Source organism: Marinospirillum alkalitolerans (assembly GCF_045055655.1).
GTDB classification, from domain to species: Bacteria; Pseudomonadota; Gammaproteobacteria; order Pseudomonadales; family Halomonadaceae; genus Marinospirillum; species Marinospirillum alkalitolerans.
Genome location: NZ_JBANFI010000009.1, coordinates 1 through 24342, shown reverse-complemented (window position 1 = coordinate 24342; position 24342 = coordinate 1). Strand labels below are relative to the sequence as shown.

General features: G+C 53.7%; 25 protein-coding genes. 13 read left to right on the top strand and 12 right to left on the bottom strand.

The window, feature by feature from the left end; genetic code table 11:
• Positions 1 to 7 precede the first annotated feature (7 nt).
• The 5 genes from V6U78_RS12005 to V6U78_RS11985 all read left to right on the top strand — a co-directional run bounded on the left by V6U78_RS12005 (position 8) and on the right by V6U78_RS11985 (position 4913).
• Positions 8 to 511: a Na+/H+ antiporter subunit E gene (locus tag V6U78_RS12005; RefSeq protein WP_405341205.1), complete on the top strand. Its 504-nt coding sequence runs from the start codon at positions 8 to 10 to the stop codon at positions 509 to 511.
• Positions 505 to 774, top strand: coding sequence for a K+/H+ antiporter subunit F (locus tag V6U78_RS12000; RefSeq protein WP_405341202.1), 270 nt, complete (start codon positions 505 to 507; stop codon positions 772 to 774). The genes V6U78_RS12005 and V6U78_RS12000 overlap by 7 nt, the downstream gene beginning before the upstream one ends.
• A gap of 28 nt (positions 775 to 802) precedes the next feature.
• Complete coding sequence (locus V6U78_RS11995; RefSeq protein ID WP_405341199.1) at positions 803 to 1195, top strand: Na+/H+ antiporter subunit G; 393 nt, start codon at positions 803 to 805, stop codon at positions 1193 to 1195.
• Positions 1196 to 1300: 105 nt separating this feature from the next.
• Complete coding sequence (locus V6U78_RS11990) at positions 1301 to 2686, top strand: DASH family cryptochrome (RefSeq protein ID WP_405341196.1); 1386 nt, start codon at positions 1301 to 1303, stop codon at positions 2684 to 2686.
• Positions 2687 to 2918: 232 nt separating this feature from the next.
• The gene (locus tag V6U78_RS11985; protein WP_405341193.1) at positions 2919 to 4913 is read left to right on the top strand and encodes a methyl-accepting chemotaxis protein; all 1995 of its coding nucleotides are present in this window, start codon (positions 2919 to 2921) and stop codon (positions 4911 to 4913) included.
• Between the two features lie 118 nt (positions 4914 to 5031).
• Here V6U78_RS11985 and mnhG read toward each other — a convergent pair whose 3' ends face one another.
• The 11 genes from mnhG to V6U78_RS11930 all read right to left on the bottom strand — a co-directional run bounded on the left by mnhG (position 5032) and on the right by V6U78_RS11930 (position 14604).
• Positions 5032 to 5475, bottom strand: a complete 444-nt coding sequence (gene mnhG / locus V6U78_RS11980; RefSeq protein ID WP_405341190.1) for a monovalent cation/H(+) antiporter subunit G — start codon at positions 5473 to 5475, stop codon at positions 5032 to 5034.
• On the bottom strand, positions 5468 to 5737 hold the full coding sequence (locus tag V6U78_RS11975) for a monovalent cation/H+ antiporter complex subunit F (RefSeq protein ID WP_405341187.1): 270 nt from the start codon (positions 5735 to 5737) through the stop codon (positions 5468 to 5470). Before V6U78_RS11975 ends, mnhG begins: the two co-directional genes overlap by 8 nt.
• Positions 5734 to 6207 (bottom strand): Na+/H+ antiporter subunit E, encoded by a 474-nt coding sequence (locus V6U78_RS11970; protein ID WP_405341184.1) that lies wholly within the window; start codon positions 6205 to 6207, stop codon positions 5734 to 5736. The genes V6U78_RS11975 and V6U78_RS11970 overlap by 4 nt, the downstream gene beginning before the upstream one ends.
• Positions 6204 to 7712, bottom strand: a complete 1509-nt coding sequence (locus V6U78_RS11965) for a Na+/H+ antiporter subunit D (RefSeq protein ID WP_405341181.1) — start codon at positions 7710 to 7712, stop codon at positions 6204 to 6206. The genes V6U78_RS11970 and V6U78_RS11965 overlap by 4 nt, the downstream gene beginning before the upstream one ends.
• A complete protein-coding gene (locus tag V6U78_RS11960) occupies positions 7709 to 8056 on the bottom strand; it encodes a Na+/H+ antiporter subunit C (RefSeq protein ID WP_405341178.1) in 348 nt (115 codons plus the stop codon). The genes V6U78_RS11965 and V6U78_RS11960 overlap by 4 nt, the downstream gene beginning before the upstream one ends.
• 9 nt (positions 8057 to 8065) lie before the next feature.
• Positions 8066 to 8497 (bottom strand): Na+/H+ antiporter subunit B, encoded by a 432-nt coding sequence (locus V6U78_RS11955; protein ID WP_405341175.1) that lies wholly within the window; start codon positions 8495 to 8497, stop codon positions 8066 to 8068.
• The gene (locus V6U78_RS11950; RefSeq protein ID WP_405341172.1) at positions 8494 to 10905 is read right to left on the bottom strand and encodes a putative monovalent cation/H+ antiporter subunit A; all 2412 of its coding nucleotides are present in this window, start codon (positions 10903 to 10905) and stop codon (positions 8494 to 8496) included. Before V6U78_RS11950 ends, V6U78_RS11955 begins: the two co-directional genes overlap by 4 nt.
• Before the next feature lie 166 nt (positions 10906 to 11071).
• Positions 11072 to 12118: a ferrochelatase gene (gene hemH, locus V6U78_RS11945; RefSeq protein ID WP_405341169.1), complete on the bottom strand. Its 1047-nt coding sequence runs from the start codon at positions 12116 to 12118 to the stop codon at positions 11072 to 11074.
• A gap of 136 nt (positions 12119 to 12254) precedes the next feature.
• Positions 12255 to 12566, bottom strand: coding sequence for a DUF6482 family protein (locus V6U78_RS11940; protein ID WP_405341166.1), 312 nt, complete (start codon positions 12564 to 12566; stop codon positions 12255 to 12257).
• Between the two features lie 174 nt (positions 12567 to 12740).
• A complete protein-coding gene (locus V6U78_RS11935; protein WP_405341163.1) occupies positions 12741 to 14105 on the bottom strand; it encodes an MATE family efflux transporter in 1365 nt (454 codons plus the stop codon).
• A 25-nt stretch (positions 14106 to 14130) separates the two neighbouring features.
• A complete protein-coding gene (locus V6U78_RS11930; RefSeq protein WP_405341160.1) occupies positions 14131 to 14604 on the bottom strand; it encodes a MarR family winged helix-turn-helix transcriptional regulator in 474 nt (157 codons plus the stop codon).
• 261 nt (positions 14605 to 14865) lie between these two features.
• Here V6U78_RS11930 and V6U78_RS11925 point away from each other — a divergent pair, with 261 nt between their 5' ends.
• From V6U78_RS11925 to V6U78_RS11910, 4 genes are all read left to right on the top strand, one after another.
• Positions 14866 to 16101 (top strand): methyltransferase, encoded by a 1236-nt coding sequence (locus V6U78_RS11925; RefSeq protein ID WP_405341157.1) that lies wholly within the window; start codon positions 14866 to 14868, stop codon positions 16099 to 16101.
• A gap of 87 nt (positions 16102 to 16188) precedes the next feature.
• On the top strand, positions 16189 to 17379 hold the full coding sequence (locus V6U78_RS11920; RefSeq protein ID WP_405341154.1) for a chloride channel protein: 1191 nt from the start codon (positions 16189 to 16191) through the stop codon (positions 17377 to 17379).
• Positions 17380 to 17490: 111 nt separating this feature from the next.
• Entirely contained in the window at positions 17491 to 18375 is an 885-nt protein-coding gene (locus V6U78_RS11915) for an EAL domain-containing protein (protein WP_405341151.1), read from the top strand.
• An 89-nt stretch (positions 18376 to 18464) separates the two neighbouring features.
• Complete coding sequence (locus tag V6U78_RS11910) at positions 18465 to 18746, top strand: hypothetical protein (protein ID WP_405341148.1); 282 nt, start codon at positions 18465 to 18467, stop codon at positions 18744 to 18746.
• A gap of 95 nt (positions 18747 to 18841) precedes the next feature.
• On the opposite strand, the gene V6U78_RS11905 is transcribed toward V6U78_RS11910, so the two are convergent.
• Complete coding sequence (locus tag V6U78_RS11905; RefSeq protein WP_405341145.1) at positions 18842 to 20890, bottom strand: M3 family metallopeptidase; 2049 nt, start codon at positions 20888 to 20890, stop codon at positions 18842 to 18844.
• Between the two features lie 245 nt (positions 20891 to 21135).
• Here V6U78_RS11905 and V6U78_RS11900 point away from each other — a divergent pair, with 245 nt between their 5' ends.
• The 4 genes from V6U78_RS11900 (at position 21136) to V6U78_RS11885 (ending at position 24299) form a co-directional block, all read left to right on the top strand.
• Complete coding sequence (locus tag V6U78_RS11900; RefSeq protein ID WP_405341142.1) at positions 21136 to 22518, top strand: sodium-dependent transporter; 1383 nt, start codon at positions 21136 to 21138, stop codon at positions 22516 to 22518.
• On the top strand, positions 22515 to 23057 hold the full coding sequence (locus V6U78_RS11895; RefSeq protein WP_405341139.1) for a gamma carbonic anhydrase family protein: 543 nt from the start codon (positions 22515 to 22517) through the stop codon (positions 23055 to 23057). Before V6U78_RS11900 ends, V6U78_RS11895 begins: the two co-directional genes overlap by 4 nt.
• A gap of 1 nt (position 23058) precedes the next feature.
• Entirely contained in the window at positions 23059 to 23664 is a 606-nt protein-coding gene (locus V6U78_RS11890; RefSeq protein ID WP_405341136.1) for a YjaG family protein, read from the top strand.
• 239 nt (positions 23665 to 23903) lie between these two features.
• Positions 23904 to 24299: a flagellar basal body-associated FliL family protein gene (locus V6U78_RS11885; protein ID WP_405341133.1), complete on the top strand. Its 396-nt coding sequence runs from the start codon at positions 23904 to 23906 to the stop codon at positions 24297 to 24299.
• Positions 24300 to 24342: the final 43 nt, after the last annotated feature.

Sequence of the window (24342 nt, the reverse complement as noted above, 5' to 3'; positions counted from 1 at the left end):
AGGTCGGATGCTGACTCAACCTCGTTTTCGCTGGCTGCCTATGCCAGTACATAGCCTGCTGCTGTTTGTGATGTGGTTACTGCTCAATAATACCCTCGCTCCTGCGCACTTGCTGCTGGGTGCGGCCTTAGCGCTTTGTATTCCGCTCGTGGTGCGGGGCTTGCAAAACCCACAACCCAAGGTCAGAAAACCCCTGCGTGCCTTGGGCTATTTCTTGCTTGTGCTCTATGACATCGTCACCGCCAATCTGCATGTTGCGCGGTTGGTGCTGGGGCGCTTGGATGTGTTGCAGCCAGCCTTCATTGCTGTGCCTTTAGATTTGCAAGGTGATGTGCCGCTGTCGTTACTGGCCATGACCGTGTCGATGACGCCGGGTACGGTGAGCTGTGAGTTCTCGACGGATCGCTCTTGCCTTTATGTGCATGCTTTGCATGTCGAGGATCAAGCGCTGCTGATCGAAACCATTAAGACACGCTATGAGCGGCCTTTGCAGGAGATTTTTGGATGCTAAATGCGGTGATCTATGTGGCCTGTGCGCTGATTTGTCTTGCGCTGCTGCTTAATCTGGGGCGCTTATTGGCTGGACCTTCGATGGTCGATCGAATTTTGGCGCTTGATACCCTCTGCATTAATAGTCTGGCGCTGATTCTGCTCTTGGGGCTTTCTTTAGGATCACCCTTGTATTTTGAAGCGGCGCTGTTGATCGCCCTGCTGGGATTTGTGACGACCTCCGCCTTGTGCAAATACCTGCTGCGTGGCGATATTATTGAATAACCGCCTCGTCGACTGAGAGGAACAGCCTGTGTTTGATTATCTGATCGCTTTTTTTATTCTGCTGGGTGGCGGCTTTATGCTGATTGGCTCCATTGGCCTGGCACGCCTGCCTGATTTTTATATGCGCTTACATGGGCCGACCAAGGCCACGACTTTAGGTATTGGCTCCTTACTGATTGCCTCGATGCTTTACTTTACGCGAGCGGAGAGCAGTTTTAGTGTGCATGAGCTGCTGGTCACCTTGTTTCTCTTTATCTCTGCACCGGTGAGTGCGCAGATGCTGGCTAAGGCGGCACTTCATGCACGCCTTCAGGCGCGTGAAGGCACCTTTGGGCAGGCCACTCAAGAAGCGGCGCGCGCGCAACAGGGTCGATTGGGGAATAAAGAGGGCGCCGTGAATCAAGAGCAGAGCAGTGAATAAAGCCAGCTGATAGAGCCATCACGGAATCACTGACAGCAGAGATGAGCTCTGCTTAAATGGTGCGGGGTTGAACTCACCATCTCTGTGACCTATGAGGGCTCTTTTATGGCAAAAACCGGCCTGCTACTGCTGACTCAGGATATGCGTCTTTCGGATCATGTCTTGCTTCAGCAAGCCGCAGCGCAGTGTGATCGGCTGCTTCTCGTCTATCTGCTCGATCCAGCTTGGCTGCACGCTTCGGCCCAGACGCAGCGTCGTTTGGGTGCACATCGACAGGCCTGGTTGGCCGCACATTTGCGTGCCTTTCAAGCCCGCCTGCCGCCACAGCAACAGCTCTACCTGCTCAGCGCACCTTGGCGCACCAGCTTGCGTCCCTTATTGGAAGCCTGCTCGGTCAGCAGTGTGTGGATGAGCGAGCCAGTTGCAGATGAAGAGAGCCGCGCTTGGCACGCCTGGCAGCAAGCCCATCCAGAAGTGCGCTTTTATAGCCAGGCTGTGCAGCGTCTGTGGTCGTTGCAGGCGCTGCCTTTTGACTTGGCGGATCTTCCTCCCACCTTTACCCAGTTTCGCCGTTGTGTTGAAGCGCTCCCGGTCAGCCCACCCGTCCCCGCAGTGGCGTCGCTGCCTGAAGCACCGCATCTGCATTCTGAGCAATTAAGCGCCTTGCGGCTGACTCCAATTGACACGCGTTTTCAGTTACCCGCCAGTGAAGAAGTGCAGTGGCCAGATTTTCTGCGTCATGGCAGGGCCGAATCCAAGCTTGTTGATACTTGGGCGGGTGAGCAGGGCGCACAGGCTTGGATGGCCGCCTACTTTGCCAGTGGCGCGGCCCAACAGTATAAGCAAACACGCAATGCTTTGGATGGGGTGTACACCTCAACGCACTTTTCTCCTTGGCTGGCGTTAGGCAGCCTATCACCACGGCAGATCTTGCAGGCCTTGCGCTGCTATGAAGCGGAACAGGGGGCGAATGAATCCACCTACTGGATCTATTTTGAGCTGTTATGGCGAGAGTATTTTCAGCTCTATGCTTTGCGTCATGGTGCGGCCTTATTTCACTTTGGCGGAATTCAGGGCCGCGCACCACTGACCAGCTTTTATCCGCAGCGTTTTAAGGCCTGGTGTGAAGGAGAAACCCCTTGGCCGCTGGTGAATGCCTGCATGCAGCAGCTCAAACAGATTGGCTGGATGTCGAATCGAGGCCGCCAACTAGTGGCCAGCTGCTTGGTGAATGAGCTGCAAATCGATTGGCGCTATGGTGCGGCTTGGTTTGAGCAGCAGCTGATCGACTATGATCCAGCCAGTAACTGGGGCAATTGGCAGTATCTGGCTGGCGTGGGGGCCGATCCGCGAGGTTTGCGTCGTTTTGATCTGGCCAAGCAGGCCGCCACCTATGATCCACAGGGGCAGTTTACCCAGCGTTGGGCTGCTGAGCATAAGGTGACACCTTTATATAGTGTTGATGCGGCTGATTGGCCTTACGCGCCTTAAGCCTCGCGATACGCAAGGCGGTTGGGGTGGATGCGACTGGGCTAACCTCACGCCAGCTTTCTGCCAAGCTGGCCTTGCTCGGTGAAAGTTGCTTTCTTTTCACCCTGGGCTAGCCAAAAAATTGATTTTGCTAGATTGAGGTAGAAAAAACATCTGTTTGAGCGGTTGCGTTGCGGCTTGGCTGCGGTATATTCATCGTTGATTAAGATGAATATTACATGGAGTCAGCCTTATGTCTTGGTTCAAAAAAAGAGCAGCATCCCAGCCCGAGGCACAGCCGATCAAGGTACTGCAGATCAGCAGTCGCGAGATCAGTGCATCCCGCTTGCAGGCGCTGCAGTTTGATCAGGCCAAGACCAAGCTGGTGCTGGCGTTTATCTCGCCGCATCTTGATTTTGAAAGAACCGTTGCACAGCTTAAGCAGGCGATGCCCTTTGCAGAAGAGCTGGTCAGTGTGATGACGGCAGGGGAGCTGAGTTCTTGCACCAGCCAGCTTTACCATCCTGCTGATCAGGCCTGGGATAATATCGTGCTGCAAAGCTACAGTGATCAGGTGTTTGCGCAGGTGCATCTGGCCTCAGTGCCTTTGCATTGCGAAGATATTCTGGCTGGTCAGCCGCGCTTGACTCGTCAGCAACGCGTCGAGGCCATTAAGACCGAACTGAACAAGCTGCGTTTGCCCTTTGATGTTGATTTTCACCAGACGCTGGCGCTGACCTTTATTGATGGCTTGACCAGCAGTGAGAGCTTTTTTATGCAGGCGCTCTATGCCAGCGAGCGCTTTCCCTGTTACTTCATTGGTGGCTCTGCCGGTGGCAAGCTGGATTTCCAGCAGGCTTTGGTGCATAACGGCCAAGAGGTTGCTCATCATCAAGCGGTGGTGGTGTTTGTGCAGCTGGCACCCCAGATCCGTTATAGCCTGCTGAAAACACATAATTTTGAAAAGACCCCTCTGTCCTTTATCGTGGCTGAATCGAACGAAACAGCGCGTCTTGTGCATAGCGTGATGCCAGATCAAAGCACACGTGTTGTCAGTCCAGTGGCCTATTTGTGTGAGCAACTGCGCTGCTCACCTCAGGATTTGCAAGCCAAGCTGGCCGGCTATTCCTTTGCGGTTGAGATCGGCGGTGAGTTGTTTATTCGTTCTGTGGCCGCGATTCAAGACCAGTCTATCCAGTTCTTCTGTGACCTCAGCTTTGGCGACCGTTTGTATCTGGTGAAAGCCAAGGATTTTGTCGCTACCACGCAAGCGGCTTTTCAGCAGCAGCTGGCGGCGCATTCGGTTCAGCCCTTTGCCATGCTGGCCAATGATTGCATTTTGCGCCGGCTGAATAATGCTGACCAGCTCCAGCGTATGCCAGGCTTTGCTGATCTGACCGTGGCGGGTTTTTCAACCTTTGGCGAAATTCTTGGCGTGCATATGAATCAAACGCTGACTGCCTTGCTGCTGTATCAAGTGCCGGATGGAGTGGGTTTTCGCGATGCCTATGTTGATCAGTTTCCGATTCACTATAGCCAGTTCCGCCTCTACTTTCTTGAAGCCAAGATGCAAAGCCAAGAGCAGATTAATCGCGTGCAGGCTGCCTTAGTAGAACAGCTGACGGAGTATCGTCCACTGCTGCGCTCGATGGTCCATAGCTTTGATCATGTGGCCAGCTACGCTCAAACAACAGGGGCGGCCTTGGATCGGATGCAAGCGCAGTTTCAGGCCTTTTCAGATGTGATTGAGGGCCAGACAGCCCAGCGTGATCAACTCCAGTCAAAGGTGACGAGTCTACAAGCCAGCTCAGAGCAGGTTTTGTCTGTTTTGAAGGTCATCTCGGGCATTGCGGATCAAACCAACCTGCTGGCCTTAAACGCGGCGATTGAGGCAGCGCGTGCTGGAGAGGCAGGGCGTGGATTTGCTGTCGTGGCCGATGAGGTGCGCCAGCTCTCGCAGAATACACAGAAAAGCCTTGATGAAACGGGCACCACCATTCACGGGGTGACGGCTGCGATCAGCTCGATTGAAGCGACGCTGGCGCAGACTGAAACTGCGATGCAGAGTATTACTGAAAGCGCGCAGCAACTCAGCGATGAAATGCAGCAGCTTGCCGAGGCATCGCAGACCACTTCTGTTGAGGTGGAGAAGAGTATTCAGACGATCGGCCAGATGACGGAGACGATGGATCAGATCGATGAAGAAGTTGCCGCCATTGATCAGCTCAAGGCGCTCTATCAACACTAGGTGCCTCTGGAGCCTCTCCTCGCGCGCTAGCTTATCCTGTTATAGCTGGCGCCAATTCTGCTGCTGCACTGTCCGAGAAGAAATAAAAAAAGCCGCTCATTAAGAGCGGCTGGGCAGATCAGAAATCACTGTTTCTTTTGCGCTTGGGTTTGATGCGCGGCTTGATATCGAGATTCTTGCGGTAGATCTCTAGTTCTTCGGCGGTTTCCAGGCCGCTGAGCAGGCGGTGTGTTTTAGGATCATAGTTGGCCTGCAACTCATCCTTAACACTGCCTTCCCACATTGGCACACCAACAAAGTAACCTGCGCGACCAATCGCATGAGCGGCAATCGGTGCGGTAATCAGGATAAACAGAATCACCGCGATGGCCTTGGTGACCACCAGTGAATCACTAAAAAAGAGAGCTGCTGCCGTCATTACCAAGATGGCACCCAGCGCTCCAGCCTTGGTACTGGCATGCATGCGTGTTGGCAGATCAGGTAGACGCAAAATCCCGAGGGCTGCCAACAGCATAAAGAGACTGCTAAACAGCAGTAAGAACATAATGATCCATTCAATCATCGCGCTGGCCCCCTTTTTCAACAAAGCGTGCAAAACCTATAGCGGCGAGGAAGGCGGTGAGGGCCATCACGACCGCGACATCAATAAAACTACTCGATTGAGTATAAATGGCATGAACACCAATCATGCCCACCATAATGGAGGCGATCAGCTCCAGCGCGACTACACGATCAGGTAGGCTTGGCCCTTTCACCAGGCGGATAAAAACCACCACCATGGCGAGGCTCATAATCAGGAAAGTGAGTGTTAACACTAGGTTCATCTGAGAATCTCCAACGCACGGCGTTCCATTTCCTTCAACTCTTGACGCAGTGCCTGCTCATCTTCCATAAACATCGCATGGATAAACAGAACACGACGATCATCCGACACATCCAGGCTGAGTGTGCCTGGGGTCAGAGAGATCAGGTTAGCAACGAGCGTGATTTCTAAGTCAGTTTTGGCTTCCAGCGGCAGAGCAATCACCCCTGGCTTCATATACCAGATGGGGGTCATCACATCATAAGCCACCTTCATATTGGCCTTGACCAGCTCGACAAAAAAGAAGCCAGCAAAGCGAATGAGATTAGGCAGGCGTCGTGAATAGCCATTCAGGATTGGAATATGGCGCTGCAAAATCGACAGCGCAACATAGCCAAGTAAAAAGCCGAGTAGGAAGTTATAGCCGTTGAAGGCCCCTGTCAGCACGACCCAAATCAGGGCCAGCAGCAGGTTCCACATAAATGCAATCATTGTGCACCTCCACCGAGTACGGCTTCAATATAACCAGCAGGATTCAGCAGTTGCTGGGCCGATGCTTCCGCCAGTTCATAGATGGGCTGGCCATAGAGACCGATCAGCAGGGTGCAGATCGCCAGCAGCACAATCGGAATGTACAGATACACCAGACCGGAGTCCTTGACCTTGCCAGTCAACTTATCGGTGCTGATACCCTCAGGTACTGGTTTCCAGAAGGCTTCAGCCCAGATTTTGGTCATCGAGTAGAGGGTCAGCATGCCCACCAGCAGTGCGACAAAGGTAATGACCCAAGCCTCAGCTTCTATACCGGCACGAATGATAATGAACTTGGCAAAGAAGCCGGATAAGGGCGGCAAGCCAGCCAGTGAGAAGGCGGGAATCAGGAACAGGATCGCCAGCAGAGGACGCTCTTTATACAAGCCACCTAGCTTTTTCAGATCATAGGAACCCAGGAGACGATGGGCGACACCACTGATCAGGAACAGATTGGTTTTGACGATAATATGGTGAGTGATATAGAACACACCACCAATAATCGCCAAGGGCGTGTAGAGGGCGAGCCCCATCATCATATAGCCAATCTGGCTGATAATGTGAAAGGACAGAATCCGGCGGAATTCAAACTGCGCCGCCGCACCTAAAACGCCGGTCAGCATCGTCAACCCTGCGCCCCAGAGAAGGATTTCATGAGTGAAATCTGGGCTTTGGTTGAAAATCAGCGTGAAGAAGCGAAACAGCGCATAGACCCCGACCTTGGTCAGCAGGCCAGCAAAGAGGGCTGAAACGGCCACTGGTGGCGTGTGGTAGGAGGCAGGCAACCAGAAGAACAGCGGGAAGGCCCCTGCCTTAATGCCAAAGGCCACCATAAACATCACCGCGATGACATCTACCATGCCGGTTGATTCTACCTCAGCCAGCTTGACTGCAATATCTGCCATGTTCAGTGTGCCCACCAAACCATAGAGCAGACCAATCGCGCTGAGGAAGATCGCCGAGGAGACCAAGTTCAGTGTGACATACTTGATAGCACCTTCCATTTGTGAGCGCTCACTACCCAAAATCAGCAGCGCAAAGGAGGCCACCAGCATCACCTCAAACCACACGTAGAGGTTAAACACGTCCCCAGTCAGGAAGGAGCCAGCGACACCGGCTAACAGCAGGTGCATCAGCGGGAAGTAGCCAAAGCGCTCATAGGTTTCAGAGGTGGTAGCCAGAGAGTAGATGGCCACACCCAGACCCATCATACCCGTGAGTACCACCATGATCGCACTCAGCAGATCGGCCACCAGCGTAATCCCGAAGGGTGCGGCCCACTGGCCCATATAAATGACCAGATGGCCTTCTGCACGCACAGCCAGCAGCAGATAAACACTGGCAACCAGTAAAGCTGCCGTGCCCAAAACCGCAATCCAGCGCTGGAGCAGACTACTGCGCCAGGTCACAAGGGAGAGGGCACCGCATAAGAGCGGAATAAAAATAGGGAGAGCCACCAGGGTCATGAATCAGTTTCCTTCATTTGATCAAGATCGTCTGTTTTCACGATTTCATAGGCGCGGTGAATCAGCACCACCGAGAAGGCCAGTACACCAAAGGCAATCACGATGGCGGTCAGAATCAAGGCTTGAGGCAGCGGGTCAGCCACGATACCTTCAGGTGCCATCGCGCCTTCTGGAATCAAAGGCGGGGCTGAGCGAGTCATGCCTGCTGAAGTAAAAATCAGCAGGTTAGCGGCATTGGACAGCAGCATCAGTCCAATAACGAGTTTGGCAATGCTGCGTCTGAGCATCATATAGATGGCTGCGGCATACATGAGCCCAACGACCAGGGCCATTATGGGTTCCATGATTACTCCTTAAACTTGTTCAGATTCAGCCAAGGCGACAACAAAGGTCATCACCGTACCGATCACAGCAAAGTAGACCCCAAGATCAAAAATCAGCGGGGTTGAGAGCTTCACCTCGACACCGCCTGGCAGCAGAATTGGCCACCATTGTGCGGTGAGCAAAGGCTCTCCATTGAGCAGCGCCGGAAACGCGGACAGAGTGCCGATGACCAGCCCCCAGCCAATCAGAGTGCGTGGATCAATGCGCATCAAATCACGCGTCAGCTCTGAGCCAAAGGCAAAAAGATAGAGGGTGAAGGCTGCGGCAGCGACCAGTCCGGCAATAAAGCCACCGCCGGGTTCATCATGGCCGCGCAGCAGCAAAAACACGGAGAAGATCAATTGCAGCGGCATCAAAAAGCGGGCGGCTGCATAGAGGATCAGGGTACCTGGCTTCATCATACGGCGGACTCCTTCGAAGCTGGCTCAGCAGAAACAGTCTGGGCGGCAGCAGAAGACTGCTGCGTCTCGATCTTGGGCTCAGGAAGCACCAGGCTGCCTGCAAGGGTGTTGGCTCCTGGATCTGTCTCGGGATGAAGCTTGATCATCGCGTAGACACCCAAAGCGGCCAGTGCCAGTACAAAAATCTCGCCCAGTGTATCCAGAGCACGGTAGTCAACCAGAATCACGTTGACGATATTGCGGCCATAGGCCAGCGGCTGGCTATTGGCGACCATATATTCAGAGATGCTGGGGAAGAGCTGCACGTCAATGGTGATCATGATCAGCAGTGTCATCAGACCACCAGTCAGCAGCGCCACGCCGATATCGCGTGCACGCTGCATCGGTGTCGAGAGGCTGACAAAGCTGGGCAGGCGGAAGAGCACCAGCACCAGCAGCATCACCGTCAGCGTTTCGACCAGCACCTGAGTGATGCCAAGATCGGGTGCGCTGAAGAGGATGAAAATCAGGGCCACGGCGAAGCCCACGACACCCATCGCTGCCACCGCGCCTAAGCGCGAACGTGTGCTACAGGCAATAAAAGTGGCTGCAATCAAGAGACCCGCGATAATCAGTTCATGCCACTGGAAGTCCAGAACCCAGTTCCAGTGCATCTGATAACGGGCAAACAGGGTGTAGCCAACCAGCAGGGTGAAGGACATCAAAATGACACTCAGATAGTTGCGCATCGAGCCATTTTGCAGCACACGGGTTTGCCATTCAGCGGTTTTGACCATGCCATCCATAAACTTGAAGTAGCCAGCTTCTGGACCACGGGCAATCATTGGATCCAAAACGGCAATCAGACGACGATAGGCATCCCAGCGCCAGAAGAGCAGTGCACCGACAATCAAGCTACAAATCGATAAAATCAACGGTAGATTGACGCCATGCCACAGATAGAGGCTGACCTCAAGCGGTTGCCCAGCAACGCTGCTGGCCGCGCCTTGTACGAGCAGGCTGCCAGCGAATTGAGGAAAGAGACCAAAGAAGAGTGAGAGGCCTGCCAGCACAACAGGACCGGCCAGCATCGGCCAGTGAGCTTCATGCGGTGTGTGAGGCGTTTTTTTCAGCTCGCCAAAGAAGGGCTTGATCGCGACAACACCAGCAATGGCGATCCCCAGCATTGCCGAAGCCACGGCCAGAATCAAGGTGTAGGTGAGCAGCTGAGAGCCTTCGAGTACAGCTTCGAGCATCATTTCTTTAGCGATAAAACCAAACAGAGGTGGTAATCCGGCTAAAGAGAGACCCGCGATGAAGGCCGCAGCGGCGGTGATGGGCATGGCTTTACGCAGTCCGCCGAGTTCAGGTACTTCTTTGGTGCCCGTTGAATGATCCACTGCACCAGCGATCATAAACAGCGCGCCTTTATACAAGGAGTGGCCGAGCAAGAAGGCAGCAAAGGCAATCATGGCGGTTTCAGTGCCGATACCAAGCAGTAATGTCAGGGTACCGAGCGCCATCAGTGTGGAGTAGGCCAGCAGTTTTTTGATTCCGGTGCTGCGCAGGCCCATAAATGCGCCAACAAACATGGTGGTCGCTCCAAACAAAGGCAGAATAAACTGCCACGCCTCTGTACCGCCGAGGGAAGGAGAGAGGCGAGCGAGCAGATAGACTCCCGCCTTGACCATCGTGGCCGAGTGCAGATAGGAGCTGACTGGTGTTGGCGCTGCCATGGCATTGGGGAGCCAGAAGTGGAAGGGGAACTGGGCTGATTTGGTAAAAGCACCACCAAGCAAACACAACAAGGCAGCAAGATACAGAGGATGGTTTTGAATCACCTCACCCTGGGTCAGCAGCGTCTGAATCGAGTAGCTACCCCCGATCATGGCCAGCATGACCATCCCTGCCAGCAGGGCCAGACCACCACCGACGGTAATGATCAAGCCTTGCAGTGCGGCCTTACGGGCAGAAGCTTCGTGGTGATTAAAACCGATCAGCAGATAGGAGGTAATACTGGTGAGTTCCCAGAAGACAAACAGGGTGATCAGGCTATCGGAGAGAACCAGCCCCAGCATCGAAGCCATAAAGGCCAGCAGCACCATATAAAAACGGTGCAAGTCCTGATGTCCTTTCAGATATTCACTGGCATAAAGGAACACAAAGCTGCCGATCACCGTGATCAGCATCGCAAAAAGGAAGGAGAGGCCATCGAGGACGAAAGTCAGCGAAATATCCAGACCGGGAATCCACGCCCATTCATGAATAATGACCTCACCGGCGAGCATCTGCGGCAAGAAGCTGGCAAACCAGATCGCCAGACCGGCGGGCAGAAGCGCAATCAACCAGCCAAGTCGCTGGTGAAAGACACTGCTCAAAAAGGGAGTGAGGGCTGCCAAAAGGAAGCCCGAGAGCACAGCGAGCTGCATAATTCAGATTTCCTCACAAAAAGGGATTTCAGATTAATCTAGACTAATACACTAGGTTTTGCGCGACAAGAAAAACCGATCAAGCGCCCTGCTGGCAGCGCACCTTGATTAAATAAGAGAGAAAAACACAAGAGTGTGACAAAACGCCACACTCTTTGGGATGGGTTTATTGCACGCTCAGAGGCGCATTCAGTGGTGGCATCCAACCTTGGCTTTGTTCCAAGACCAGCTGAGTGAGCATCGAGAGGTGTTCAGGTGCAGCATTGAGAGCTGGAATATAGTGAAACCCATGACCACCGGCCTGTTCATAAATTTCGCAGTTTTCGCCGGCGATTTCTTCTAGGGTTTCAAGACAATCGGCACTAAATCCAGGGCAGATGACGCCAAGCGATTGGAGCTGCTGTTCGCCCAGCTGCTGCATGCTTGCATCGGTATAGGGTTGCAGCCAGGGTTCTTTGCCAAAGCGCGATTGAAAGGTCAGTAACCACTGATCTGGTTGACGTCCTAAGGCTTGTGCCAAGGCCTCAGCCGTGGCTTGGCAATGGCGCGGGTAGGGATCTCCCTGTGCAGCATAGCGTTGAGGGATACCATGAAAAGACATCACCAGTTTTTCAAAGGGTGCGCCGCGCTTAGCCTCGGCTTGGCGTACCGAGTTGGCCAGTGCCTCGATATAGGCAGGATGCTGGTGATAATCGCGGATATAGCGCAGCTCTGGCCAATGGGGGCAGTGTTTCAAACTGGCAGCGAGTCGATCAAAAGCGGCTGCGGTGGTGGTAGCGGAAAACTGGGGGTACATAGGCAGCACAAGAATGCGCTCTGCCCCCAGTTGGCGCAGCTCGCGCCCTGCGGCTTCCATGGAAGGGTTGCCATAGGTCATGGCGAGGACCACTGGAATATCTTGTCCTGTCGCCTGCTTTAAAGAGGCAGCCAGACCGCGTTGTTGCTGACGGCTGATTGCCAGCAGTGGGGAGCCTTCTTCTGTCCAGACCTCTTGGTAATTTTTGGCAACGCGTCTAGGCCGTGTGCGCAGAATGATGCCGTTCAGAATTAACCACCAGAGTGGACGCGCTAGATCAACGACACGTCGATCCCATAAAAATTCAGCAAGGTAGCGACGGACTGCATCAGGTGTCGGGGCATCTGGTGTACCAAGGTTGACCATCAACACGGCAAAAGGAGGACGTTGGTGCGGGGTGTGCGCTGCTTCCATCATTGGGCTCCACAACAGGTGAACTTAAGATGGAGACCAGTCTAGCAGAAAGGGCGTCTAGATCGTATAACTTATGTATAGGTGAGGCTGGCCGCAGGAGAAGCAAGAGCGCAGCGAGAAGTTCGCTGCGCGATAGAGACTAGCCCAGTGGAATCACGGCACGGCTGAGACCTTGAAAGCCAGGATCTTGATCAGCTTGGCGGCCCAAGACTTCATCCTGAGGAACAGACAGGCTTAAACCCTGACAGGGAAGGCCTTGGCTGTGTAGTTCTTGTTTGGCTTCATCCAGGCTACGAAAAACACGCGGGCGACCCCGCCAGTTGGTGAGCAGGTGGACTTCACCATCCACATAAATATGAACGACGTACAAGCGACTTCCCGCATGGCTAATAATGGCACTGGTCGCGTTGGGGTCAGACTTGATCCGTCTTTTGACTTGACTCATTTGCATATTGACCTCCTTTTACAGCAGAACTCAAGAATCTTTGCCTTTTACTTAGTGCATCCTAGCATCCAGAAGTTCAGCTTGTGTATAAGAATAATGCAGCAATGAGAGTCTAGTCACACAAGATGTCGTCAACATGACAAGACGCCCATCTTGTGTGGAGAGAGTCAAGAAGAGGTTTTAGTGAGGTGGCGTGTCCTGAGCTGGCGCAAGACGCTGGGGTTGAGAGAGGCGTCGCCATTGATGCCTGACCAGCAGTAAAACCAGCAACACAAGCACCAGGTTTGATAAGGGCAGGGCGAGCCAGACGCCATTGATGCCGAGCCATTGAGGCAGCAGGAATAAAAATGGCACCTGAATGGCCATGTTGCCAAGGGTGATCAAGGTGGCGGGGCGCGCTAAGCCCAGAGATTGAAACCAGGTTGCCGTGACGACTAAAAATCCATCCAAAAATAAGCCGAGCAAAAAGAGCCGCAGTGCTTGTTCGGTAATCTGCATTAATGCTGTATCGCCAGAATGGATAAAAAACTGGGCGAAAAAGTGCGGTGAAATTTGGATAGCGAGCAAAAATGCCAGCCCTGTGCTCAGGACAAAGGCGATCGCCAGGCGATAGGCGGCTTTAATCTGTGCGCTGCGGCCTGCACCATGATAGAAGCTGCTAATCGGCTGTAAACCACCGGCGACCCCTTCGGCCATCAAATAGTAGAAGGTCATCAAGTAACCGGCGATGCTATAGGCGGCGACATGGACGCTACTGCCATAGTGGAGTAGCAGTGCGTTATGCAGCACGATAGAAAAGCTCAGATAAAGATACATCAGCATACTCGAGAAGCCGGTTTGTAACAGGCGTCCGGCCCGCTTGCTCTCCCAGCGCAGTTGGCGCCAGCTGATCGGGAGCTGACTGCGACGACTAAATAGATATCCAAGGCACAAGGCGACAGAAATCAGCTCACCAAGGAGTGTGGCCAAAGCAGCCCCTTCTAAGCCATAGCCCAGCCATCCAATAAAGAGCGCATCCAGCAGAATATTGCTGATGGCGCCGATGCCCATCGCCAGCGTGGCCAGCCGTGGTGCACCTGCATTACGAACCAGCAGAGGAAAAACGATACTGGCGAGGACGATCGGCGTACCCTTTAAAAGCCAGTTCAGATAGACCTGCCCAAAAGCAAGAGCCTCGCCCTCTGCGCCTTGAGCGCGCAAGAATGCACCGCTGAAGGTAAACAGCAGGCTGCCCAAGACCAGGCTGAACAGCAGCAGCAACAAAAAACTTTGCGCCAAATACCGGCGCGCGCCTTCTGGATCACGCGCACCAAGCATCATCGACATATGGGCGCCTGTGCCGATGCCAATCATCATCCCTGCTGCCAGTAAAACACCCACCAAGGGCCAGGCAAGGCTAATTGCCGCGAGGCCTTCACCGCCAATAAAGTGGCCTACGAAAATACCATCCACGATCTGGTAAGTGCCGCTGACCATCAGTGCGGCGATGGAAGGCAGGGTGTAGTGCCAAAAGGCCCGGCTGACAGGGGCTGTATGTAGGTTCATCTTCTACTCATGTAAAAAGTGGAGTTTAGGTGCTGGTATAGGGGCGCTGCGTCAGGCTGGGAGGCACCAAAGGGCCTAAATCCAGTCCGGTGCAGGCACGCTCAAGGAGTTGTGTTAGCTGGGCCAGTTCTTCGGCGGACAGCGCCTGTTCAAAATGGGTGACGGCAGACTGGTAAATCAACGGCTCTTTTTCTTTGAGCTGGCAGGTCTTGTCACTGGGGTATAAGAGGGTGGCACGCGCATCCTCAGGACAAGCCTCGCGGTAGAGGTAGCCGCGTTCTTCTAATTTGCGTGTCATGCTGCTGGCAGAAGCCTTGCTGACTTGCATGCATTCAGCCAGCTCAGTGAGGCGCAGACCGGTTTCGTCCCAAGCCAGCAGCGTATACAGATATTGCAGTTCGCTGCTTGTCAGTTCGAGGTGCTCGGTTTGTCTGGCTTGCTCACGCCACTGGTGCCAAAGGTGCCACTCCAAACGCTGTAGGCTGTGTTCTAGGGGCATTGCTTTCTCCTGTGTCAAGATTTATAGTTAGTCAGTCTAACTAATTATTGGTTCGTCAGCAAGACGTGATCAGCGCCCTAGTCACTCAGAGCACCGCGCCTTATACTCCCCTTGGCGGCTATCCAGCCCAACGGATCAGCAAGCCTCCGCCCCCAGATGACAGAGCCACTGCTGGCCTTGCAAAGACTCCATCAAGCCTCAAGCTTTGGGTGCCGCTGAGCTGAAGTCGGCTTTCATTCAAGCAATCAACCATCAAAGACTATGAACTTCACAACGACCCTTGCCAGCTGGCAGCAGCTCGATGCTTGGCTGAGCCATCATGCTGATTTTTGGCAGCCTGTCCCTTTTTACACGCCTAAGCCGCCTTGGGCGCCGCTGGCTCCAGATTTATTCGCTGCTGTGCGTGGGCTGTCAGAGGAGGATTACCTGGCCTTGGCGGCTGATCAGGCTGCGGCGCAGCCGTGGTTGGCTGGCTATCGGTCGTCGCTTTTGCCACCACCGCTGCCGCCTTTAGAAGCCTTGACGCTGAAGAGGTCTCAAGCTCAGGCTTTGACGCTCAGTGAGGTGCAAGCGCCCCATATGCCAGAGCGTAAACGTCACCAAGCAGGATGTTTAGCTGCTCAGTTGCAGCCCTATACACGGCCTTTGGTGGATTGGTGTTCTGGTGCAGGGCATTTGGCACGCACCCTGGCTAAAGCCAGTGGTCAGCCTGTGCTGGCGCTAGAAGAGGATGCGGCTTTAGTGGCACGGGGTACCGCATGGATTGAGGCCACCCAGTGTCCAGATCAGAGGCAGGTCAGACTAGAGCAACAAGATGTATTGGCCTTGCAGGCAGATTCGATTTTTTGGCCGCGAGATCAGCATTGTGTTGCTTTGCATGCCTGTGGCGATCTGCATCGTCACTTGTTGCGTCAAGCCGTGGCGGCGCGCCAGCCGCGTATTAGCCTGGTGCCTTGTTGTTATCATTTGACTCAGGCGCACCATTGGCAGCCCTTGGCTCAGGCCACGCAGGCTTCGGCCTTGTCGGCTTTAACGCCCTTGCAGATGCGCTTGGCTGTGCAAGAAACGGTGACGGCGCCTGATCGTGTCACACGGCAGCGTCATTGCCTCAATGTTTGGCGCTTGGGCTATGATGCCTTGCGCCAGCAGTTGACTCAGGACAAGGCCTACCAGCCTTTGGTATCCTGTTCAGTCAAGCAATTGCGCTTAGGCTTTGCAGCCTTTTGTGCTTGGGCGGCAGAGCAGCAGCAGCTGGTTTTGCCTGCTGAGGTTGATTGGGATGCTTGGTGGGCTCAAGGGCAGCAACGCTATGCTGAAGTACAGCGTGATGAACTGGTGCGGCATCAGTTTCGTCGTCCCTTAGAAATCTGGATGCTTTTGGATTATGTCTTGTTTCTCCAAGAGGCGGGTTATCAGGTCCAGCTGAGCTGCTTTTGTGAACCTGGCTTGTCACCACGTAATCTGTTGATTGATGCGCGCTTAACCAACGCAACCTAGCTTTATCGTGCCTTGATAGGCGATGTCATGCTGGGGTGCCATGCTGGGCCGAGTCAACCACCAGCGCGCAAAGAAAGGAAAAAAGAGATGTCAAGAATAAAGGCTGGCTTACATTGGCTGGCCGTCTGGTTGCTATTGGTGCTGCTGGTGGGTAGCTGTGGCGCTTTTTTTCTTTGGTCTTTAGAGGCCGTCACAGCTCAGCGTTTGGCGCACCCTTGGCTGCTCTGGCTGCTGCCCTTGGCGGGTGGTCTGGTGAGCTGGGTGTACTGGCGCTGGGGGGGAGAGGTTGAGGCTGGCCATCATCTTTTGCTGCGCAAAGCCGATGAAGGCGCACCCGTGGCCTCAAAGCCGGTGCCGCTGCGGATGCTACCACTGATTCTGGGTGGCACCTTGGTGTCGCATCTTTTTGGGGCCTCAGTTGGGCGCGAGGGCACGGCCTTGCAGATGGGCGGTGCCGTTGCTGATCAGCTGCGTTTGGGTCGTGTCTGGACGGCGATGGATCGACGTCGCTTGATGTTGATGGGCATCAGTGCTGGGTTTGGCGCTGTTTTCGGCACCCCTTGGGCGGCTGCAATCTTTGCACTCGAGATCGCCTATCGGCGGCGTTTTGAGGGCCTGACCCTCATCGCCTGCTTGTTAAGTGCTTGGGGGGCAGATCAGGTGGCCCAAGCCTGGGGAGCGACGCATCCTCATGAAGCAGTGCATCTTTTTGGTAGCTGGACAGTCTGGCTTTGGGGGCAGCTCCTTGTTGCGGCGCTCGGCTTTGGTCTTTTTGCGCGTTTGTTTTTACTGGCTTGTCAGGGGTTGGCAGGCTGGATGCAACGCTCGATTCATTTTCCGCCGCTGCGACCTGTGCTGGGCGGCAGCCTGCTGGTGCTGTTGGTGATGACGCTGGGAGGTGAGGCTTATTTGGGCCTGAGTCTGCCGCTCCTCAGTGCTGCTTTTGATCAGACCCTGCCTTGGTGGGACAGTCTCGGCAAGTTTGGCTTGACTCTCTTGTCACTTGGCAGCAGCTTTAAAGGCGGCGAAGTGACCCCTCTGTTTGTGATGGGGGCGACCTTAGGCAATAGTTTTGCCCAGTGGATGGCGTTACCTGTCAGTGCTATGGCAGCTTTGGGGTTGGTCGGTGTGTTTGCCGCTGCGACACGCACTCCTTGGGCTTCCAGTGTGCTGGCAATAGAGTTGTTTGGGCTGGATATTGCTCTTTTTGCCTTGTTTGTTTGCTGGATTGCCTGCTGGGTGGCGGGCCGTCGCGGACTCTATACGCCTAAAACCTGATGGGATTGGGTGCAGATGAGCGGCTGTGGTTGAGGCTGTCATAAAGTTGTCACTGGCCTGTCAGAGAATGCCCCTTTAAGAAAAGTTTATTGAAGTGGGCGAGGAAAAATGATGGATAACCAGCACTTAGGCGTTGCTGGATGGGGTCAGTCCGAATGGGCAGGGTCTGATGCTGCGCCCAATATGGACTTAGGCGGCGCGGATCGAAGCGCACCAGAGCAGACGCAGCAAGACATCGATCTATTAAAGCAGTTATTAAGACAACGCCATCTCACCAGTGTTTACCAACCCTTGGTCCATCTGCCCAGTCAGCGTATTTTTGCTTGGGAGGCTTTAAGCCGTGGGCCGCAGCACACCCGACTCTTTGCACCGACACCGCTGTTTAAGCTCGCGCGTGAGCAAGGCTTGCTGGTGGATTTAGAAAACCTAAGCCGTGAGCAGGCGCTGAAAGGCTTTGCGCGTCAAAGCTTACCTGGACGCTTGTTTATCAATATCTCCCCTGATCTGCTGATTCAAAAAGAACACCAGCCGGGGCGGACCTTGGCATGGGTACAAGCCTTAGGTTTGCAGGCGCATCAAGTGGTGATTGAACTTACTGAGCAGCAGCCAACAGAAGACTATGTGTTGATGCGTCAAGCGATACGCCATTATCGAGATATGGGGTTTCAAGTGGCGCTTGATGATTTGGGCAGTGGTTATTCTGGCTTGATTATGTGGTCCGAGTTGCGGCCTGATTTTGTGAAGATCGATCGACATTTTGTGCAAGGGATACATCAAGATCCAGTGAAAGAGCATTTTGTGCGCTTTATTCTGAATACGGCTCAGGCGCTGGGTACGCAGGTCATTGCTGAAGGCGTGGAAACCGCTCTAGAGCTGTCTTGCCTTGCTCGTCTTGGGGTGATGCTGGTGCAAGGCTATTACTTTGCGCGCCCTCATGCCCAGCCAAAAACCTCCTTGCCTGCTGCGCTTTTTGAGATCCCAGACCTCACGAATTAATGCCTCGCCTTTCAAGGTTGAAATAAGAGGTCTTCTCAATCGACCTTTGTGGGGTGTACACTCGCGATTTATTCAAAGAGGACAAGGCCATGAGCCAACAACCCCGTTTATTTGGTCTCACACCGACAGGTGAGCGCATTGAACTGCCTGAGCTGGCCGAGATACAACTCTGTTGGGATGAGGGACTGCCTGTCAGTCTGGTGCTGGCTCCTGAGCATCTGAGTGGTCAGAGTTTTTCACTAGAAATTGGCAGCGAAGAAGATGCCAGTGATCATATCACCGAGTTTGGCAGTTTTGTGCTGCGCCCAGGTGCTTGTAATGTGGTCGATGTCAGTATTGAGTTGGCACCCATGCCGAGCTGTGATCACTAAGCAAGACAGGGCTTCTTGCAGCATCAAAAAGGGCGTCGATGACGCCCTTTTCTTTTGTGGTGACTTGTCTTTTTTAGCAAGAGATTCGTCACACCTTATCTGCTGAGCTCAGTCGCAGCCTGTATCCCATTGTGGCGCAATAAAGCCTCTATCTGAGGTTCACGACCACGAAAGCGTACAAATAGCGTCATCGCCTCTTCTGCGCCACCGCGTTCAAGGATCGACTCCATAAAACGCTGCCCCGTGGCCGAATTCAATATCCCTTCTTCTTCAAAAGCACTAAAGGCATCCGCTGAGAGAACTTCTGCCCATTTGTAGCTGTAATAGCCTGCGGCATAGCCACCAGCAAAGATATGACTAAAGCTGTTTTGGAAGCGATTAAAAGGCGTTGCGGGCACGACGCTGACTGTTGCACGAATCTGATCGAGCAGAGCCTGAACCTGATGGCGATCTGGCGCAGGCAGCTGCTGGTGCAGACGGAAGTCAAACAGAGAAAACTCCAGCTGGCGCATCATCTGCATGGCTGATTGAAAGTTCTTCGCTGCCAGAAGCTTATCAAATAAGTCCTGCGGCAGCGGGGCCCCGGTTTCTTGATGCGCGGCAATTTCATCCAGCCCTTCACGTTCCCAGCAGAAGTTTTCCATAAACTGGCTCGGCAGCTCTACCGCATCCCAGGCCACGCCATTGATCCCCGCTACATCCGGTACGGTGACCTGGGTGAGCAGGTGGTGTAGGCCATGCCCAAACTCATGGAACAAGGTGGTCACTTCTTGATGGGTCAACAGGCTCACTTGATTGCCAATCGGGGGGGTGAAGTTACAGGTTAAGAAAGCGATCGGCTTTTGCACGCTGCCATCGGCGCGTTCACGGCGAGTGGCGAGGTCCGCCATCCAGGCCCCACCGCGCTTGCCTTCGCGCGCATAGAGATCCAGATAAAAGCTCGCGATGCGCTCACCCTCACGTTCAATATGAAAAGCCTGCACATCAGGGTGCCAGACTGGCATTTCAGTGGCGGGGCTGAAGGTGATGCCAAATAAACGACTGCTGATCCGCAGCAGGCCTTGCACCACCTGGGGTGCGGCAAACCAGGGCTTGAGTTCTTCCTGATTGAGGGCATAGCGCTGTTGACGGAGTTTCTCTGCAAAGTAGCCCACATCCCAGGCTTGCAGTTGATCCTGTCCCTGCTGTTGTGCAAAGGCTTGCAGCTCAGCCATATCCTGCAGGGCTTGAGGTCGTGCTTGTTGGGCCAGTTGTTGCAGAAAATCGATCACCGCCTCGCTCGTGGGGGCCATCTTGCGAGCAATCGAGTAATCGGCATAGTTTTTAAAGCCCAGTAGTTCAGCCTTTTCTTGGCGCAAGGCCAGAATTTCTTCGATCAAAGGTGCATTATCCCAACGACCCGCATCTGGGCCTTGATCTGAGGCCCGCGTGACATAGGCAGTGTAGACCTCTTCACGCAAGGGGCGATGATCAGCATAGGTCATGACCGGATAAAAACTGGGGAAGTCGAGCGTCAACAGCCAGCCTTCTAATCCCTTAGCCTGCGCTGCTGCTGCGGCAGATTGGCGGGCAGATTCAGGTAGGCCAGCTAACAGGGTTTCATCCGTAATGTGTTTTTGCCAAGCTTGGGTTGCATCCAGAACCTGATTGGAAAACTGATTGCTCAGTTCTGACAGGCGTTGCTGGATGTCGGCAAAACGAGTTTGCTGCTGTGGTGGTAGATCGATCCCGCTGAGTTGGAAATCGCGTAAGTTCAGGCGCAAGGCTTGCTGTTGATCTGGATGGAGATCGGCCTGCTGCGCAACCTGCTGATAGAGGCGATAGAGCTCAGGATGCTGATTAAACCAGGTTGAATAGGCAGAGAGCTTGGGCAAACAGGCTTGGTAGGCTGTGCGCAGCTCAGGTGTATTGCACACGCTATTCAAATGGCTGACGACTGACCAGGCGCGACTCAGCTGATCGGCGCTTTCTTGTAGTGGCTGAATAGCGCTTTCCCAGCTAGGGTGTGCCTGCTGGATCACCTGCTCGACTTGGGCGCGTGCTGCTGCCAGCCAGTGATCAACAGCGGGTTCAATCTGCTCAGGGGTGATACGGGTAAAATCGGGGAACTCAGTGAGTTGAATCAGCGGTTGTGGGCTGGACATCAATACACTCCATTAGGTCGGTGGGATGAGTGGCTTATCGAGCTGTGTGCTGGATGCATACAGAGCGCACCAAGATGTTATAGATGAATGGGGGCAGTCGATCGGAATTGCAAATCAGAGATAACGAATAGGCAGTGTAAACACTGACAAAAAAACTCAGACAGGTTAAGCTAGCCAAGAGTTCCGGCCTGATCCTGTCAGGCCTTTTTTTGTCTTTACTCCTTGACTGATCCAGTAGGTTGACTATGAATCACCCAGTGTTAGAAGCGTGGAGCTCGAACCGAGCCTTTATCTTTGCCGTCACCGGTGCCGCTGTCGGACTGGGTAATATCTGGCGTTTCCCCTATCTGACTGGGGAAAATGGCGGGAGTGTTTTTCTACTGCTGTACCTGTTTTTTATGCTGGTGATCGGTCTGCCGATCATGATCGCTGAGATTGGCCTTGGCCGCGCTGGACGAGCAGGACCTATGCAGGCACTGATGCGTTTGGCGCAAGGTGCGGGTGCTCGGCCGCAGTGGCGTTATCTGGCGGTTTTTGGTGGCCTCACCCTGTTTTTAATCCTGTCTTTTTACAGCATGGTTTCTGGCTGGTCTTTGGCTTATCTGGTTAAGAGCGTCGATGGCAGCTTGGCTCAGCAAAGCCCTGAAGTGATTGCCGGGGCTTTTGGCCAGTTGATGAGCAATCCAGGCTTGATGCTGCTGTGTCACACCCTCTTCCTACTGCTGACCCTCGGTGTCGTTGCGGCGGGTGTGAATCAAGGGCTGGAGCGTCTGAACACCTATTTGATGCCCCTCTTATATCTGCTGCTTTTACTTTTGGCGGCCTATGCTGTCACCACACCAGGTTTTGCTGAAGCGATGCGCTATTTGTTTTTGCCTGATTTTAATGCCGTGAGTTGGAAGGTGGTGCTGGATGCGATGGGGCAGGCCTTTTTTACGCTGGCTGTGGGCGCTTGTGCCTTGATGGCCTATGGTGCTTATATGCCCGAAGATCAAAGCCTACCCCGTGCAGCGGTGGTGGTCGCACTTCTGGATGTTGGGGTGGCCTTGTTGGCGGGTATCGCGATTTTTGCTTTGGTTTTTAGCCACCAACTCGAGCCCACCAGTGGGCCAGGTTTGATGTTTATTACCCTGCCGATTGCCTTTAGTGAACTTCCCCTGAGTCATCTGCTGAGCCTCGGCTTTTTCCTGCTGCTTTTACTGGCAACCTGGACCAGTTCGATCAACCTGGCCGAGCCGCTGGTTGCGATGTTGAAGGATCGTGGCTGGTCACGCTTGCGTGGTACGGCGGTCATCGGATTAGGGGTCTGGATTTTAGGCAGCCTTGCGGCCTTGTCCTTTAACGTGATGGCTGAAGTCTACCCGCTGGGCTTTTTAGGGGGTGTTTTTGCAGAGAAGAACCTCTTTGGTTTGTTGACCAGCATCCCAACCGATATCTTCTTGCCTTTGGGCGGTTTACTGATCGCCATCTTTGCCGTTTATATTGTGCCTGTGGCCGATATTCGTGCTGCGATCGGTGGATCTGAAACCTTTTACCTGCTATGGCGGCGGATGACGGCCAAACTGGCGATTCCTTTAACTGGCTTATTGCTACTGACTTCTGTGCTGACATTTTGGGGCGTATTATGACCATCAGAACCTATCAACAGCATCAACCTGATCTGGGCGCGCGTGTTTTTGTTGATCCCAGCGCGATCGTGCTGGGCGATGTTGTACTCGGCGACGATGCCTCGGTATGGCCACTGGCCGTGATCCGAGGTGATATGCATCGCATACGTATCGGTGCGCGTACCAGCGTTCAAGACGGCGCGGTGTTGCATATTACCCATGCCAGTGATTTTAATCCTGATGGCTATCCTCTGGAGATCGGAGCAGAAGTGACGATTGGGCACAAGGCGATCCTGCACGGCTGCCAGATTGCTGACCGAGTGCTGGTGGGGATGGGCGCGATCGTGATGGATGGCGTGCGAGTCGAAAGCGAGGTCATTATTGCCGCTGGCGCACTGGTGCCGCCAGGAAAAACACTTGAATCCGGCTATGTCTATGCTGGTAATCCAGCGCGTCAACTGCGTCCTATCTCAGAAAAAGAGCGCCGTTTTTTCAGCTATTCAGCGGCCAACTATGTGCGCTTGAAAGATCAGCATCTGGCTGAAGGTTGGGAGGCTTAGGATGCAGGATTCAGCCCGCCCATCTTTTTATCAACAGCTGCGTGAGTTGCAGCCCTTTCAACAGCAGATCTGGGCAACGGCCCTAGCGCAGCGTGCCGCCCCTAACTATCTGCTCTTTGCTGAAGTCACTGGCAGCGAGCATGGACCCGCGTTTAAACAGCTGCTGGCCTTGGCTTGGGAAGGGGTGATCAGTCCGCAATCACGGATTAACTGGCCTGTGCAGCAAGAAAAGCTCCCCGCTTTGCTTCCTGATCCTGAGGCCACTCACCTCTATGGTGTCTATCCTGCCTTAGATGCAGCGACAGGCTTAGAATTAGTGCTCGATGAAGCCGTGATGCCGCAAACCGAGACTGCCGTGGATGCCAGCAAGCTCTCGCGTGCTACTGTGCGCCATTATTTGGAGCAGCTCTGTCCAGAAGGCATGACATTAGAAGAGGCCAAGCAGTGGATACGTCATCATCCTTTGATGGAAGATGAGCAGGATTTTCAAGATGAGCTGCTGCATCAGATACAGCAGTTGGAGCGGCCTTTTAGCCCTTTGGTGCGTGAGATTAAAAATCTGGCCATGAATCAAGGCGTCAGTAATTTGGGAATTAGTCTAGACTAAACACCAGTCGTTAGATGGTATGATCTTTTGGTTTGTCTCGGATCACAAAGCTGGCATGATTAGGGTGAATCAGGTGGTGCTTGATCCGTATCAAAACTGAAGGGTCCATGTGACACAGTAAGAGAAGTCAGTATCTCAAACCGTCTTTTTTACAACTCTTTGTGTGTTGCGCTGGTGTTGTTTAAAGGAAGTTTATACACTGGCGCCAAGAATAATTTAGCGTGAGAGGGAAACAGTCTATGCGGTTACGTGTCATTTACCTGTTACTGGCTTTAAGCTTGCTACTGGCCCCCCTGCCGACCTTGGCCAACTCAGGTGAAGTCATCTACGTACCGATTAGCCCCTTTGTGACTAACTATGGTGGTCCAGGACGGCTCAAGTATGTGAAGGTGGATATGACGCTGATGGTGACCGGTGTGCGCAATGCGCAGGTGATCGAGGATAATTTACCTTTGGTGCGTAACACTGTAGTGATGAATCTTTCACGCCAAAGCGAAAACAATGTGGTGACACCGCGTGGACAAGAGCGCATACGTCAGCAGTTGCGTGATGATCTCCGCCATGTGTTAGAAACGCAGGTTGGTGCACCTTTAGTGGATGAAGTGCTGTTCACTAACTTTATCTTCCAGAATTAATACTTCTCAGCTGGTCTCTTCTTTTTCTCTTTTTTGTACAAGC

Excerpts from the sequence above, each read along its gene's own strand:
- V6U78_RS11950 (WP_405341172.1), bottom strand. The coding sequence starts at position 10,905 with ATGCAGCTCGCTGTGCTCTCGGGCTTCCTTTTGGCAGCCCTCACTCCC.
- V6U78_RS11930 (WP_405341160.1), bottom strand. The coding sequence starts at position 14,604 with ATGCCCCTAGAACACAGCCTACAGCGTTTGGAGTGGCACCTTTGGCAC.
- V6U78_RS11885 (WP_405341133.1), top strand. The coding sequence starts at position 23,904 with ATGCGGTTACGTGTCATTTACCTGTTACTGGCTTTAAGCTTGCTACTG.
- V6U78_RS11990 (WP_405341196.1), top strand. The coding sequence starts at position 1,301 with ATGGCAAAAACCGGCCTGCTACTGCTGACTCAGGATATGCGTCTTTCG.
- mnhG (WP_405341190.1), bottom strand. The coding sequence starts at position 5,475 with ATGATTGAATGGATCATTATGTTCTTACTGCTGTTTAGCAGTCTCTTT.
- V6U78_RS11955 (WP_405341175.1), bottom strand. The coding sequence starts at position 8,497 with ATGATGAAGCCAGGTACCCTGATCCTCTATGCAGCCGCCCGCTTTTTG.
- V6U78_RS12000 (WP_405341202.1), top strand. The coding sequence starts at position 505 with ATGCTAAATGCGGTGATCTATGTGGCCTGTGCGCTGATTTGTCTTGCG.
- V6U78_RS11985 (WP_405341193.1), top strand. The coding sequence starts at position 2,919 with ATGTCTTGGTTCAAAAAAAGAGCAGCATCCCAGCCCGAGGCACAGCCG.
- V6U78_RS11960 (WP_405341178.1), bottom strand. The coding sequence starts at position 8,056 with ATGGAACCCATAATGGCCCTGGTCGTTGGGCTCATGTATGCCGCAGCC.
- V6U78_RS11925 (WP_405341157.1), top strand. The coding sequence starts at position 14,866 with ATGAACTTCACAACGACCCTTGCCAGCTGGCAGCAGCTCGATGCTTGG.
- V6U78_RS11940 (WP_405341166.1), bottom strand. The coding sequence starts at position 12,566 with ATGCAAATGAGTCAAGTCAAAAGACGGATCAAGTCTGACCCCAACGCG.
- V6U78_RS11935 (WP_405341163.1), bottom strand. The coding sequence starts at position 14,105 with ATGAACCTACATACAGCCCCTGTCAGCCGGGCCTTTTGGCACTACACC.
- V6U78_RS12005 (WP_405341205.1), top strand. The coding sequence starts at position 8 with ATGCTGACTCAACCTCGTTTTCGCTGGCTGCCTATGCCAGTACATAGC.
- V6U78_RS11905 (WP_405341145.1), bottom strand. The coding sequence starts at position 20,890 with ATGTCCAGCCCACAACCGCTGATTCAACTCACTGAGTTCCCCGATTTT.
- hemH (WP_405341169.1), bottom strand. The coding sequence starts at position 12,118 with ATGATGGAAGCAGCGCACACCCCGCACCAACGTCCTCCTTTTGCCGTG.
- V6U78_RS11920 (WP_405341154.1), top strand. The coding sequence starts at position 16,189 with ATGTCAAGAATAAAGGCTGGCTTACATTGGCTGGCCGTCTGGTTGCTA.
- V6U78_RS11975 (WP_405341187.1), bottom strand. The coding sequence starts at position 5,737 with ATGAACCTAGTGTTAACACTCACTTTCCTGATTATGAGCCTCGCCATG.
- V6U78_RS11965 (WP_405341181.1), bottom strand. The coding sequence starts at position 7,712 with ATGACCCTGGTGGCTCTCCCTATTTTTATTCCGCTCTTATGCGGTGCC.
- V6U78_RS11900 (WP_405341142.1), top strand. The coding sequence starts at position 21,136 with ATGAATCACCCAGTGTTAGAAGCGTGGAGCTCGAACCGAGCCTTTATC.
- V6U78_RS11910 (WP_405341148.1), top strand. The coding sequence starts at position 18,465 with ATGAGCCAACAACCCCGTTTATTTGGTCTCACACCGACAGGTGAGCGC.
- V6U78_RS11890 (WP_405341136.1), top strand. The coding sequence starts at position 23,059 with ATGCAGGATTCAGCCCGCCCATCTTTTTATCAACAGCTGCGTGAGTTG.
- V6U78_RS11915 (WP_405341151.1), top strand. The coding sequence starts at position 17,491 with ATGGATAACCAGCACTTAGGCGTTGCTGGATGGGGTCAGTCCGAATGG.
- V6U78_RS11895 (WP_405341139.1), top strand. The coding sequence starts at position 22,515 with ATGACCATCAGAACCTATCAACAGCATCAACCTGATCTGGGCGCGCGT.
- V6U78_RS11970 (WP_405341184.1), bottom strand. The coding sequence starts at position 6,207 with ATGATTGCATTTATGTGGAACCTGCTGCTGGCCCTGATTTGGGTCGTG.